Origin of the sequence: Streptomyces sp. NPDC058307 (genome assembly GCF_042880295.1) — a bacterium.
GTDB lineage: Bacteria > Actinomycetota > Actinomycetes > Streptomycetales > Streptomycetaceae > Streptomyces.
In genome coordinates, this window is record NZ_JBHVYZ010000039.1 from 37,483 (window position 1) to 51,201 (window position 13,719).

The window sequence follows — 13,719 nt, forward strand, 5'->3', positions numbered from 1 at the left end:
GCGCGTGATCGGACTGGGCGCCGTCGGTCCTACGTCCTTCCGGGCGCCCCCGACGCAGCACATCCCCGCCCCGGGGCGGGGGCGGGGATGTGGGCCGGTGTTCGTGTCGGTCAGGCGGTGACCGTCTCGCCCGGCAGGGCCAGGTCCAGGTCGATCGCGCGGTCGTCGCCCGCGTGGGTGGCCGAGGAGGCCAGGGGGCCGTGGCCGGTGGCGCGGGCGGCGAGGACGTAGGCGCCCTGGGCGGGGACGGTCAGGACGTACGTGCCGTCGTCACCGGACAGGGTCGCCCCCGCCTGCCGTCCGCGCCGGTCGATCAGCGTGACCTTGGCACGGGCGACCGGAGCGCCGGACGCGTCGAGGACACGGCCCCGGAAGCCCCGCAGAGCCTTCTCGGCCCGCTCCAGGTTCGTCTCCTCCTCGCTGCTCGCCCGCAGCTGCGGCGCGCGGTTCGGCTTCGGCAGGAACAGGGCCATCAGCAGCCCGACCGCCACCGCGCCGGTCGCGATCAGGAACGACACCCGGAAGCCGTGCATGGTCGGTACCGCGACGCCCCCGACGTTGTTCGCCGTGTTCGCCAGCACCATCCCGATCACGGCGCTCGACACGGACGTACCGATGGAGCGCATCAGCGTGTTGAGCCCGTTCGCCGCACCCGTCTCCGAGGCGGGGACCGCGCCGACGATCAGGGCGGGAAGAGAGGAGTACGCGAGACCGATGCCCGCGCCCAGCACCACCGCGATGACCAGGCTCTGCCAGGCGGCGCTCATGAGGCCGAGGCCCGCGCCGTAGCCGATCGCGATGATCAGCATGCCGAGGATGAGGGTGACCTTGGGGCCGTACTTCGCCGACAGCCGGGCGTACACGGGCGCGGTGAACATCATCGTCAGGCCCAGCGGCGCGACCAGCAGGCCGGCGACGACCATCGACTGGCCGAGGCCGTAGCCGGTCGCCTTCGGGAGCTGGAGCAGCTGGGGAAGGACGAGCGAGACGACGTAGAAGGAGACACCGACCATGATCGACGCCAGGTTGGTGAAGAGGACCGCCGGGCGGGCGGTGGTGCGCAGGTCGACCAGGGGGGCCTTCACGCGCAGCTCCATGACGCCCCACAGGAGGAGGACGACGGCCGACGCGGCGAACAGGCCGAGCGTGGTGCCCGAGGTCCAGCCCCAGTCGCTGCCCTTGGTGATCGGGAGGAGGAAGAGGACCAGGCCGATGGAGAGGCCGATCGCGCCCAGGACGTCGAAGGTGCCCTCGGCACGCGCCGGGGACTCGGGGACGACGACGAGGGTGAGGACGATGGCGAGCGCGCCGATGCCCGCGGCGCCGTAGAAGAGGGCGTGCCAGTCGGCGTGCTGGGCGATCAGTGCCGCGAGGGGCAGCGCGAGGCCGCCGCCGACGCCGATCGAGGAGCTCATCAGGGCCATGGCCGAGCCGAGCTTCTCGCGGGGCAGCATGTCGCGCATCAGGCCGATGCCGAGGGGGATCGCGCCCATCGCGAAGCCCTGGAGGGTGCGGCCGGCGATCATCGTGAGCAGGTCGCTGGTGAGGGCGCTGACCAGGGCGCCCACGACCATCACGGAGAGGCTGAAGATCAGCATCCGGCGCTTGCCGTACAGGTCGCCGAGGCGGCCCATGATCGGGGTGGCGACGGCGCCCGAGAGCAGGGTGGACGTCAGGACCCAGGTGGCGTTGCTCGGCGCGGTGTCCAGCAGTTGCGGCAGGTCCTTGATGACCGGGACGAGCAGGGTCTGCATCACCGCGACCACGATGCCCGCGAAGGCGAGCACCGGGACGACAGCGCCGGACGCTCTCCGGTTGGGCTGGTCGGTCGGCGTGTGCGTCATGTGAGGAAGGCCTCCGGGCCTGGAAGATCGGTTACGTGTGGCTTGAACTACGTATGCATGGGCAACTATTCCGATGCTTCGGCGTACTAACGATTTCTTTATATTCTCTTGGGGAAGCGGAGGCGGGTTGAGAGCATGGCAGCCATGCTCGAAGCCGCTGAAGTCGCCCGCAGACCCCGCAGACCCCGCAGACCCCGGTCGGCGCCTCCCGCCTGGCTGGTGGTGGCGCTGGCGTGCGCCGGCCAGTTCCTGGTCGTCCTCGACGTGTCCGTCGTCAACGTGGCACTGCCGTCCATGCGCGCCGACCTGGACATGAGCGAATCCGGACTCCAGTGGGTCGTGAACGCCTACTCCATCGCCTTCGCCGGGTTCATGCTCCTCGGCGGCCGGGCCGGCGACCTCTACGGCCGCAAGCGGATGTTCCTGGTCGGGCTCGGGCTGTTCACGGTGGCCTCGCTGGCCGGCGGGCTGGCCCAGGGAGACGCCCAGCTGCTGATCGCGCGGGCCGTGCAGGGGCTGGGCGCGGCGGTGCTGGCGCCCGCGACGCTGACCATCGTCACGTCGGCCGTCCCGGAGGGGGCCGCTCGGGCCCGGGCCATCGCCACCTGGACGGCCGTGGGAGCGGGGGGCGGCGCCGCGGGCGGATTCGTCGGCGGCCTCCTGGTGGACACCCTGTCCTGGCGCTGGGTGCTGCTGATCAACGTGCCCGTCGGCGCGCTGGTCCTGCTGGGCTCGCTGCTGTGGCTGACCGAGAGCCGCAGGGGGGACGGGCGGCGCCTCGACCTGCCGGGAGCGCTGCTGGTCACCGGGGGACTGGCGGTCTTGGCGTACGGCATCTCGCAGACCGAGGCCGAGGGGTGGACGGCGGCCGCGACCGTGGTCCCGCTGGCCGCCGGACTCGCGCTGGTGGGGGGCTTCCTCGTCGTCGAGTCCCGTACGGCCGCCCCGCTGATGCCGCTCGGACTGCTCAGGGTGCGGGCGGTGGCCTCGGCGAACGCGGGGATGTTCCTGAGCGGCTCCGCGATGTTCTCCATGTGGTTCTTCATGACGCTCTACGCCCAGAACGTCCTCGGCTACTCGCCCCTGGCCGCCGGAGCCGCGCTGATCCCGGCCTCGCTGGCGATCGTGGTCGGCTCGAAACTCGCCCCGCGTTTCATGCGCCGACTTGGAGCGCGGTGGGTGGCCGTCCTCGGTACGGCGGTCGCGGTCGCCGGGTTCGCCTGGCAGTCGACGATGACCGCGGACGGCGGCTATGTGACCGCGATCATGTGTCCCGGGATCCTGATGATGCTGGGCGCCGGTCTCGCCACGACCCCGCTCGCCTCGCTGGCCACGTCGGGGGCGGCGCCGGGGGAGGCCGGGCTGGTGTCGGGGCTGGTGAACACCTCGCGCACGATGGGGGGTTCGCTGGGGCTCGCCGTCCTGTCGACGCTGGCCGCGGCTCGAACGGGGGGAGTGGGTTCGCCGGAGGCCCTGACGGAGGGGTACGCGCTGGCGTTCCGGGTGGGGACGGGGGTGCTGCTCGGCGGGGTGGTCCTGATGTTGGCGTGGCTGCCGAGAAAGATCTCCGTGAACTGAGGCAACGGTCCGGGCTGCCCATGGACTCCTTTAGACATCTAGGAGGTGCCCATGGGGGATCGAAAAGAGGCTCGGGACGAGGAGTTCCAGAGCTTTGTCATCGGCCGCTGGCCGCGGCTGATGAGGACGGCATTTCTCCTCACGGGGGAGCAGCACGCCGCGGAGGACCTGGTCCAGACGACCCTCGAACAGGCCTATGTGGCCTGGCGGAGAGTTGGCTCGGCGGACGATCCGGAGGCGTATGTACGGCGCGTGATGATCAACGCGCATGCGCGCAGGCACCGCAGGAAGCTCAGGGAGTTCCTGGCACGGGGGGACGACTCCGGCCTGGTGCGCGAGGTCGCCGACACCGGTGACCGCATTGCCCAGGCCGACGACCGCAGCGCCCTGCTGACGGCGCTGGCCCAACTGCCGCCCCGGCAGCGGGAGGCGGTGGTCCTGCGGTACTGGGAGGACCTCACCGAGACACAGACGGCCGAGGCGATGGGCTGCTCGGTCGGCTCGGTGAAGAGCAACGCGGCCAAGGGGATCGCGAAACTTCGCGCCATACCCGGCCTGGCCGACATGGTGACCCAAGGAGGGCGGAACTGATGAGCGCGGACCGGGAGAAGAGCCACGACATGAGTGACAGCGACATCGCCCTCCTGCTGGCCGACGCCGCCGACGAGGTGGAGATCGGCATAGCCCCCTACCAGGCGGTGCTCCGCGGTGGCCGCAGGCGCCGGGCCCGCCGCTGGGCGGTGGCCACGGCCACGGCACTGGTCCTCGCGGGGTCTTCGGCGACGCTCGCGGTGGCGGGGCTGCCGGGCGGGGACGGCGGGCAGGTGGCGACCCGGCCGTCCGCTTCGGCTTCGGCCGACGCCGACCCGTCCAGGGCCCTGCGCACCACCCTGGCGACCGGTACCGACCAGGGCACCAAGTGGCGGGTTCTGCTCGACATGTGGCCGGCCCCGCGCGACGAGCGACAGGCCGAGTCCCAGCGTGCCGCCATGGCGCTGCGAGGTGAGACCCCGCCGGATGCCCACAAGGCCTCCGACCTGATCGGCAAGACCACCTACTTCGTCTACCGCGGCTACGGCGACCGGACGACGAAGGTCATGGAGAACACGGTCCCCAGGACGGACACCCTCACCGGCACGGATCTCATGTCCGGCTCCCTTCCCCTCGAACCGGGTGACACGAAGGACGTCCGCCTCGTCATCGGCTATGTCGCCAAGACCGCCCAGCGCGTCAACTGCGCCTGGACGAACGGGACGGCGACGGTGGTGGAGAAGGTCGGCTCCGCGACCGGCACCGATGACCCGGCGATCCGGTCGGCGGCGGGCTCCAACTACAACTGGTTCGTGTGCGTGGCACCGAAGGACACCGAGTACGAGACGGCGGAGGTGATCGAGTAGGGAAACCGCCGGGCTCACCTGATTCTTGCGAGGATGCCCCGGCGTTCACGCCGGGGAGGAATCGCATCCCGTGGATGGCGACGCGGAGCGTCGCCGTGTCCGGTCTTTGGGGCGCGGAGCGCCCGCAAGGCCACTGACGGAGACGGAGAGCGAACGGGTGTGCCCGTGTTCGCTGGTGGGGGTGGCTTCGCCGTAGTGGGGTACGGGTGTGCGCGTGTCGCACGTACGGTCTCTTAAGGGAAGCTGGGGCGATCGGGCGGGGTGTGGGGGGTGTCGTGTCGGGGGTGAAGGAGGGCGGGGCCACCGGGCATGCCCGGTGGACGTTCCGGCTGCGTGTGTCGTCGACCGCTGAGCGTGCGCTGCTGGCGGAGTGGGACCGGTGCCGGTGGGTCTGGAACGAGTGCGTCGCCAAGTCCCAGCAGACCGACCTGTGGAACAAGAACCGCCTGAAGACGCCGACAAGGCGACGTGCGGTCCGGCCCGGCTGGACACGATGCTGACCGAAGCCCGCGCGAAGACGCCGTGGCTGCGTGAGGGGTCATCGGTTCCCCAGCAGCAGATCATCCGCGACTTCGGCACGTCCCGCGCGAAGGCGCACAAGGACATCCGCGAACGTCTGCCGCAGCATCGCCGGGCCGGGATGCCGAAGTACAAGAGAAAGCGTGAGGCCGACCCGAGCCTGAACTACACCAGGCGCGGCTTCCGGCTGAAGGACGGCCGTCTGCACCTCGCAGGCAACATCGCCCTGACGGTCGTGTGGTCGCGGGATCTTCCCGCCGAACCGTCCTCGGTGCGCGTGTACCGTGACAGCCTGGGGCACTGGTACGCCTCGTTCGTCGTGCCCGCCGAAGCCCAGCCGCTGCCCGGGACCGGCCAGGTGATCGGGATCGACTGGGGCGTCAGTCAGACCGCGACCACCACCAGCGACACCCACGACCTCCCGCATGCCCAGTACGGGAAGAAAGCTCAGGCGAAGCTGTCGCGGTACGACCGCATGATGGCCCGCCGCAAACCCGCCACAGGACAGGCAGCCTCCAAGGGCTACCGCGAGGCGAAGAAGCTGAGGGCCAAGGCGTACAAGAAGCTGTCCCGGCAGCGGCAGGACACCGGACGCAAGTGGGCCAAGCGCGTGGTGGGCGACCACGACGCCATCGCCGTGGAGGACTTTCGGCCGAAGTTCCTCGCGAAGTCGACCATGGCGAGGAAGGCCGCCGATGCCGCCATCGGTGCCACCAAGAAGGCGCTGTTGGAGATGGCCCGCAAGCACGGCAGGATCGCGCACCTGGTCCATCCCGCGCACACCACGATGGACTGCGCCCAGTGCGGAGCGAGAACCAAGCACGCACTACCGCTGTCCGAACGAACCTATGCCTGCGCCGCGTGCGGAACCGTCTCGCCCAGAGACAAGAACTCCGCCCGCGTGATGCTGGTCCGGGCTGGTCTCAACCCGGCTGGTGCTGATGGCGCAAGACCCGGCGGGACGCTGTTCCGCCAGGCAGCCTGAGCCAGGAATCCCCCTCGTTTGCGAGGGGGAGGATTCAAAGCCACCCCTGCTGCCGGGCCGCCCGTACGGCCTCCATCCGGTTGCGGGTGCCCGTCTTGCCGATGGCGGAGGAGAGGTAGTTGCGGACGGTGGACTCGGAGAGGTGGAGCCTGCCGGCGATGTCGGCGACCGTCGCGCCGTCCGTGGACGCCTTGAGGACGTCGCACTCGCGGGCGGTGAGGGGGTTGGGGCCGGCGCTCAGGGCGGCCGCGGCGAGGGCGGGGTCGATCACGGTCTCGCCGGTCAGCACCCGGCGGATAGAGACCGCGAGCTCCTCCACGGGACCGTCCTTGACGAGGAAACCGGCGGCACCCGCCTCCATGGCCCGGCGCAGGTAGCCGGGTCGTCCGAAGGTGGTCAGGATCAGCACCCGGCAGCCAGGTGCCTGGTCGCGTAGTTCGGCGGCGGCGTCCAGGCCGCTCATCCCCGGCAGTTCGATGTCGAGCAGCGCCACGTCGGGGCGGTGGAGGAGTGCCGCGTCCACGATCGCGTCCCCGGCCGCGACCTGGGCCACGACCTCGATGTCCGCCTCCATCCCGAGCAGCAGCGCGAGCGCCCCGCGCATCATGCCCTGGTCCTCGGCGAGCAGCACGCGGATGGACTTGGCGGCCCGGTGCTCCCGGGGCATCTCGTTCACGGCCCAAGAGTAGGGCGCGTCGGGGGGAGCGGTGGGGGTGTGACGACGTTGCGCTGGAGCGCGCGGCTGACCGTCCTCATCGGCGACGGGCCGCCGCCCGAGCCGCCCGCCGCGCCGCGCGTCTCCCGCTCCCGCGCTGCGGTCACCGCCGCATCCTTGAGAACTGAAGAATCCTCGAGAACAGGAGGAGCGGAAGAGGGGACGGCCCCGTACGGCGTCACCCGGCCACCTCGTCGATCCGGGCCCCGCGCACCGCCCCCGCCGGCTCCCCGGACGGTCCCGGTGCCACCGACTCGACCGGCAGCTCGGCCCGCACCACGAACCCGCCCCGTGGCCCCGGACCTGCCTCCAACGACCCGCCGGCCGCGGCCAGCCGCTCGGCGAGCCCCTTGAGACCGGTGCCGCCGACGACCGGGATGGACACCGTGCCGGCGTTCTCACCCCGGCAGTCACCCCCGCACTCACCGCCGCACTCACCCCCGCGCTCACGCACGGTCGGCGCCGTGCCGGCCGCCGTCCCTCGGCCGTCGTCCCAGACACGCAGCAGCACCCGTTCCGCCGAGCCCCGCACGGAGATCTCGCAGCGCTCCGCCCCGCTGTGCCGGACCGCGTTGGTCACCGCCTCGCGGACCACCCAGCCCAGCAGGGTCTCGGTCTGGGCGGTGAGCGGATGTCCGGAGCGGTGGACGACGGGCTCGATGCCCGCGGCACGCAGAGCCGAGACGGCACGGTCGAGGTCCGTACTGAGGCTGCCCTCGCGGTAGCCGGTCACCGCCTCGCGGATCTCGGTGAGCGCCTGGCGGCCGACCGACTCGATGTCGCAGACCTGGACGAGCGCCGCGTCCAGATCGCGTGGGGCGAGCCGCCGGGCCGCCTCCGACTTCACCACGATCACCGACAGCGTGTGCCCGAGCAGGTCGTGCAGATCGCGGGAGAACCGCAGCCGCTCCTCCTCGACCGCACGCCGGGCCAGTTCCTCGCGGGCCTCCCGCAACTGCCGTACCGCTTCGGACAGGGACAGGATCGCGGCCGTCACCATCGTGGAGATCCAGGTGGCGTACGCGGTGTCGAGTCCGCCCCAGCCGTCGCGGAAGACGGAGGCCGCGCCGGCGACCACGGTCACGACCGCTCCCACCCACCGCAGGTGCGGCAGCCGCACGACCGCGCCCGTCGCGAGGCCGAGCAGGGGGAAGAAGAGCAGCCAGTTGCCGCCGTACCCCAGCGCGAGACCGCAGGTGACCAGTCCCATCAGCACCAGGGCCACCCGGGTGGAGACCGCGTCCCGGGTCTCCTGGTGGAAGGCGCGGAAGGCGACGTAGACGTAGAGCGAGTTGAACGTGAGCAGCCCCAGCGCGCCGATCCACGGGTTGGCGGCCTCGCCCTTGAAGAGGTTGGAGAAGGCGCCCATCCCCAGCAGCAGCCACGGCAGCAGACCGAACCCGCTGCCCAGGCCCGCCTTCGGGTGGATCTCGCCGGCCTCCTGCGCGGCCTTGTACTCGGCCTTGAAGCATGCTTTGTTCGCCTTCCAGTCCCGCTGGTGCTTCCGCGCTTCGCGGACCCCCTCGCGGACCTCGCCCACGCGGCGCGAGAGCTTGCGCGACCAGACCATGACCGTTCCCCCGAACCCGCTCGTGTCTCCTGTTGGCATACCGAAGACGCTACGGATCGCGGAGTCCGCCCGGCAGGTGTGCGTGTACGGACTTGGGCAGTACAAATGTCACGGTGCCGGAACCAGGACAGCCCACCCGGCACCGGCCCGACACTCACCTGACACACCGTCAGGAGCCTTCACAACTGCGGTGGGCTCGGCTATACAGAGGGCGCCGGACTGGAACGCGTTCTAGATCGGCCCGCGACGACCTCGGTGCGGCCGACGGTGCGGACGGCCGTACCGAGGTCTTGGCCGAGGTCTTGACCGAGCCCCTGTCAGGAGCCGTATGCCCATCGACGCAGCCAAGGCCCTCGCCGCCGAGCCCCGGACCGGCGAGATCTCCTGGAACTCCAAGGACGTCCAGCTCTACCACCTCGGCATCGGGGCGGGCTCGCATCCCGGCAAACCCAGCCCCGCCACCGACCCCGACGAACTGCGCTACACCCTCGAATCCCGGCTGCACGTCCTGCCGAGCTTCGCCACGGTCGCGGGCTCGGGATCGCCGGGAGTGATCGGCGGTCTGTCCATGCCGGGCATCGACGTCGACCTCGCCAAGGTCCTGCACGGCGGCCAGTCGCTGATCGTCCACCGCCCGCTCCCCGCCCAGGGCACCGCGACCGCCACCCACCGCATCGCCGCCGTGTACGACAAGGGCAAGGCGGCCGTCCTGGTCCTGCGCACCGAAGTCGCCGATGCCGAGGGCCCGTTGTGGACCAACGACGCCCAGATCTTCGTACGGGGAGAGGGCGGCTGGGGCGGCGACCGGGGCCCCTCCGCACGCCTCGAACCCCCCGCAGGCGAACCCGACCGGACCGTGGAGCGCCCCATCCGGGAGGACCAGGCGCTGCTCTACCGCCTGTCCGGCGACTGGAACCCGCTGCACGCCGACCCGGAGTTCGCCAAGGTCGCCGGCTTCGAGCGGCCCATCCTGCACGGACTGTGCACCTACGGCATCACGCTCAAGGCGGTCGTCGACACGCTGCTCGGCGGGGACGTGACCCGGGTGCGGTCGTACGTCACCCGGTTCGCCGGGGTCGTGTACCCGGGGGAGACCCTGCGGATCCGTATGTGGCACACACCGGAGTCCACCCGGGTCGCCGTCGGCGCCGTGGAGCGCGACGACGCACCCGTCCTCGCCGACACCATCGTCGAGCACTCCGATCACTCCGAGCACTCCGAGCACGCCCAGCACTGAGAACACTCCTGAACCAGAACGCCGTACGAGGGGAGCCCGCACCATGCGCGCAGCCGTACTGCACGAGATCGGCCAGGAAAAGCTCGACGTCCTCGATGACGTCGAGGCGGTGGGCTTCGGGCCCGGCAGGGTGCGGATCCGGATACGGGCCACCGGACTGTGCCACTCGGACCTGTCCGCCATGGGCGGGGTCCTGCCGCAGCCGGCGCCCTTCGTGCCCGGACACGAAGGTGCCGGGGAGATCGTCGAAGTCGGGGAAGGTGTCAGCCACTTGAAGGCGGGCGACCGGGTCGTCGTCTGCTGGCTGCCCGCCTGCGGCGTCTGTCCCGCCTGCAAGCGCGGCCAGACCGAACTGTGTCTGGCCGGGTTCATGAACGCGGGCACCCCGAACTTCCGGCGCCCCGGCGGTGATGTGTTCGGCTTCGCGGGCACCGGCACCTTCACCGAGGAGGTCGTCGTCGACGCGGGCTGCGCGGTGCCGATCCCCGACGACGTGCCCTTCGACATCGCGGCACTGATCGGCTGCGGGGTCACCACCGGACTCGGCGCCGCGCTCAACACCGCGGACGTGGAGGCCGGTTCCTCGGTCGCCGTCATCGGCTGCGGCGGCGTCGGCATCTCCGCCATCCAGGGCGCCCGCCTCAAGGGCGCCGCCGAGATCGTCGCCGTCGACCCGGTCGCCTCCCGCCGCGAGGCCGCCCTGGGATTCGGCGCCACCCGGGCCGTCTCCCCGGACGAACTGGCCGACGCCAAACAGCAGGTGACCGCGGGCGAGGGCTTCGACTACGTCTTCGAGGTCGTCGGCAAGTCCGCGACCGCAAGGACGGCGTACGAGACGACCCGGCGCGGCGGCACCCTCGTGATCGTCGGTGCGGGCGCCATGGACGACAACCTCCAGCTCAACATGTTCGAGCTGTTCTTCGACGAGAAGCGCATCCTGCCGTCCCTGTACGGCGGCGGCGACGTCCTGCGCTCCTACGAGCGGACCATCGCCCTGTGGCGGGCCGGCCGCATCGACCTGGACGGCCTGATCACCCACCGGGTGCCGCTGAGCGAGATCAACGAGGCGCTGGACCAGATGCGCTCGGGGACCTCACTCCGCACGTGCATCGAGATCTGAGGGCCCGCGATGACCCTGCCACTGCCACTCGAGGGACTCGCGGCGATCGTCACCGGCGCAGGCCGTGGGCTCGGCCGGGCTGAGGCGCTGGAGCTGGCCCGGCTCGGCGCGACCGTGGTCGTCAACGACTTCGGACAGCCCGGCCGGGACGGATCCGGCGAGGCCTCCGCGGGCCCCGCCGAGCAGGTCGCCGGGGAGATCCGGGCCGCGGGCGGACGGGCCGTCGCCCATACCGGGGACGTGGCCGACCACCAACAGGCGCGGCAGCTCGTGGAGTTGGCGATCGAGGAGTTCGGCAAGCTCGACATCCTCGTCAACAACGCGGGCATCCTGCGCGACCGCATGGTCTTCTCCATGACCGAGGGCGAGTGGGACGCGGTGATCCGGGTCCACCTCAAGGGCCACTTCAACACGACCCGGTTCGCTGCCGCGCACTGGCGCGAGCGGTCCAAGGCGGCGGGCGGGCCGGTGTACGGCCGTATCGTCAACACCTCCTCGGAGGCGTTCCTCGCCGGGTCCGCCGGACAGCCCAACTACGCGGCGGCCAAAGGCGGGATCGTCGGACTCACCACCTCGACGGCCCTCGCGCTCGCCAAGTACGGCGTCACCACCAACGCCATCTGCCCGCGCGCCCGCACCCGGATGACCGAGGACGTCTTCGCCGGCCTGGAGCAGCCCGAGTCGGGACTCGACCCCCTCGCCCCCGAGCATGTCGCCCCGCTCGTCGGCTACTTGGCCTCGCCCGCCGCCGAGCGCGTCAACGGCCAGCTGCTCGTCGTCCACGGAGGGATGGTCGTCGTCGTCGAACGGCCGCGGGTACAGGCGAAGTTCGACAGCAAGCAGGACACGTTCACCTACGACGAACTGGACGCGCTGCTCACCCCGCACTACGCGCGGCGGCCGGCGGGGGAGACCTTCGCGGCGGCCGAAGTGCTGGGACTCAAACGGGAGTAGACGCGCGACGGCCCTGTCTCCCGTAAGGGAGACAGGGCCGTGTGACGTCGTCTGCCCTCAGGCCGCGGCCTCGGACTGCTCGACCGACTTGCGGTGACGGCCGCGGGGGGCCGTGTCGCTGTCCTGGACCGAGACCGGACCCCGGTGTTTACCGTGGCCCGTGGACTCCTGGACGTCGGCGGTCGACTGGTTCGTGCTGGCGTCGCTCATGGAAGTAATTCACCCCGTCAACATGATCTTTCTTACAGCGGGGGGATTTTAACCGGCACACCACAGGGCGAATCCAGACGGCCGGACCAACCGGCACTACTTCGTTACAAGATTGCCCAACGGGGCCTGCTGCAGGGGCACAGGGCGTGCCACGACGGGCTCCGGAGGACCCGGTGCGGGCGACTGCGCGGCCGTAAGGCCACCGCTGGCGCCACCGCCTTCCGGATCCTCCGGGCCCGCGTCCCCCGCCCCCACTTCCCCCGCTCGCCCCACTTCCCCCGTGCCCTCCGCCTCCCCGGTGAGGGCCCCGTTCACCGATGCCGCCGCCCACCGCGCCACCCCGCACGGCGTGTCCGGCGTGGCGTACGGCAGGAGCAGTTCCCCCTCCTCGGTCCACAGCCCGGCACCCGCCAACCACCCCTCGGGCGCCGGAAGATGCAGGACCTGCCGGGCGGCGGGCCGCCACAGGCCCACCCAGCTGCCCATCGGGCCGTCGACGCGCAGCGCCACCCCGCAGCCCTCCGGCATCAGCACCTGCCCCGGCTGGATCGCGAACGGCGTCACCGCACAGCCCGGCACCCGCAGGCACTCCGGGAAACGCACCGGCAGCGTGCTGCCCAGCACCCCCCAGCCCAGCCGCGCACACCCCGGTGACGGTGCGTCCGAGGAGATCAGCAGCAGCCCGCTGTCCGGGTCGGCCAGCAGCAGCCGGTCGTCGCTGCCGTCGGCGATCTGCAGCAGCGGCGACACCTCCCCGCCCCGCTCCAGATCGACCACGACCGCCTTGGTCCGTCCGCCGGCCTCCCGGTCCAGGGCCAGCATCCGCCCGGCCCGGTCCAGCCACACCCCACCCGAGCAGCGCCCCGGGACCTCCGCGAGATGCTCGGGCCCGAAGGCGCCGCCCGCCACCAGCCACACCGCACTGGAGCGCGGGCCCACGGCGAGGGCGTACGCCTTCTCACCGCCCGGCGCCGGCGGCAGCAGCCGCAGGACCGTCCCTTCCTGGCACTCGACCGCGCCCAGCGGTAGCTCGCCGGTCTGCGGACCGGTCGGGTAGAGCAGCGAGAAGGCGTGCCGCCCGTCCGCGAACCGCCTGATCAGCACCCGTCCGTCGCCCATCGGCTGCACCTCGGTGCCGGGCTCCTCGGGCTGGTTGCCGGGCAGCGGCACCGCGTAGGGCTCGGGGCCGTCCAGCGTCCAGCGCTCGGGGAACCAGGAGTCGCCGTTGCGGGCGAGGCGGGCCGCGTAGGAGCCGTCGACAGTGATCACACACCCCGCCCGCGGGGTCTCTCCGCTCCCGCTCCACGGTGCCTGCCCGCCGTTCGCGCTCCACGGTGTCTGCCCGCCGTTCGTGCCACGCGGTGTCTGGCCGTCGTTCGCGCTCCACGGTGTCTGGCCGTCGTTCCCGCTCCGCGGTGTCTGCCCGTCCTCGGTGATCGCGTCCTCCGTCCGCGGGGTCTCCCCGTCCGCGCTGCCCGCGTTCTCGGGGTTCTCCGCGTACACGGGGTTCTCCTCGTTCGCCGCCGCGGGTTCGATGGCACAGGCCGTCATCGTCCGGTCACCTCCGGCCACGAAGGTAGTTTTCGCACG

11 protein-coding genes and 1 pseudogene are annotated in these 13,719 nt (G+C 71.6%); 7 read left to right on the forward strand and 5 right to left on the reverse strand.

Going from position 1 to position 13,719, the window contains the following annotated elements:
- Positions 1–110: 110 nt before the first annotated feature.
- The gene (locus tag ACFVYN_RS25945) at positions 111–1,844 is read right to left on the reverse strand and encodes an MFS transporter (RefSeq protein WP_390002300.1); all 1,734 of its coding nucleotides are present in this window, start codon (positions 1,842–1,844) and stop codon (positions 111–113) included.
- Positions 1,845–1,979: 135 nt separating this feature from the next.
- On the opposite strand from ACFVYN_RS25945, the gene ACFVYN_RS25950 reads away from it, so the two are divergent.
- From ACFVYN_RS25950 to ACFVYN_RS25965, 4 genes and pseudogenes are all read left to right on the forward strand, one after another.
- Positions 1,980–3,422: an MFS transporter gene (locus ACFVYN_RS25950; protein ID WP_390002302.1), complete on the forward strand. Its 1,443-nt coding sequence runs from the start codon at positions 1,980–1,982 to the stop codon at positions 3,420–3,422.
- Positions 3,423–3,473: 51 nt separating this feature from the next.
- Positions 3,474–4,013, forward strand: a complete 540-nt coding sequence (locus ACFVYN_RS25955; protein ID WP_390002303.1) for a SigE family RNA polymerase sigma factor — start codon at positions 3,474–3,476, stop codon at positions 4,011–4,013.
- Complete coding sequence (locus ACFVYN_RS25960) at positions 4,013–4,819, forward strand: hypothetical protein (protein WP_390002305.1); 807 nt, start codon at positions 4,013–4,015, stop codon at positions 4,817–4,819. Before ACFVYN_RS25955 ends, ACFVYN_RS25960 begins: the two co-directional genes overlap by 1 nt.
- A gap of 275 nt (positions 4,820–5,094) precedes the next feature.
- A pseudogene (locus ACFVYN_RS25965) lies at positions 5,095–6,323 on the forward strand (RNA-guided endonuclease InsQ/TnpB family protein).
- Positions 6,324–6,357: 34 nt separating this feature from the next.
- Here the strand turns inward: ACFVYN_RS25965 and ACFVYN_RS25970 are convergent.
- Together ACFVYN_RS25970 and ACFVYN_RS25975 are read right to left on the reverse strand one after the other, a co-directional pair.
- Complete coding sequence (locus tag ACFVYN_RS25970; RefSeq protein ID WP_390002354.1) at positions 6,358–6,990, reverse strand: response regulator; 633 nt, start codon at positions 6,988–6,990, stop codon at positions 6,358–6,360.
- A 226-nt stretch (positions 6,991–7,216) separates the two neighbouring features.
- Entirely contained in the window at positions 7,217–8,608 is a 1,392-nt protein-coding gene (locus ACFVYN_RS25975) for a sensor histidine kinase (RefSeq protein WP_390002355.1), read from the reverse strand.
- Positions 8,609–8,936: 328 nt separating this feature from the next.
- Between ACFVYN_RS25975 and ACFVYN_RS25980 the strand changes: the two genes are divergently transcribed.
- From ACFVYN_RS25980 to ACFVYN_RS25990, 3 genes are read left to right on the forward strand one after another with little or no spacing between them, the layout of a single operon-like run.
- Entirely contained in the window at positions 8,937–9,845 is a 909-nt protein-coding gene (locus ACFVYN_RS25980) for a MaoC/PaaZ C-terminal domain-containing protein (protein ID WP_390002307.1), read from the forward strand.
- Between the two features lie 43 nt (positions 9,846–9,888).
- A complete protein-coding gene (locus ACFVYN_RS25985; protein ID WP_390002308.1) occupies positions 9,889–10,965 on the forward strand; it encodes a Zn-dependent alcohol dehydrogenase in 1,077 nt (358 codons plus the stop codon).
- 15 nt (positions 10,966–10,980) lie between these two features.
- Positions 10,981–11,919 (forward strand): 3-oxoacyl-ACP reductase, encoded by a 939-nt coding sequence (locus ACFVYN_RS25990; RefSeq protein ID WP_390002357.1) that lies wholly within the window; start codon positions 10,981–10,983, stop codon positions 11,917–11,919.
- A gap of 57 nt (positions 11,920–11,976) precedes the next feature.
- Here the strand turns inward: ACFVYN_RS25990 and ACFVYN_RS25995 are convergent, their stop codons facing one another.
- Positions 11,977–12,129: a hypothetical protein gene (locus ACFVYN_RS25995; protein WP_390002310.1), complete on the reverse strand. Its 153-nt coding sequence runs from the start codon at positions 12,127–12,129 to the stop codon at positions 11,977–11,979.
- Positions 12,130–12,225: 96 nt separating this feature from the next.
- A complete protein-coding gene (locus tag ACFVYN_RS26000; RefSeq protein WP_390002311.1) occupies positions 12,226–13,680 on the reverse strand; it encodes a hypothetical protein in 1,455 nt (484 codons plus the stop codon).
- Positions 13,681–13,719 lie beyond the last annotated feature (39 nt).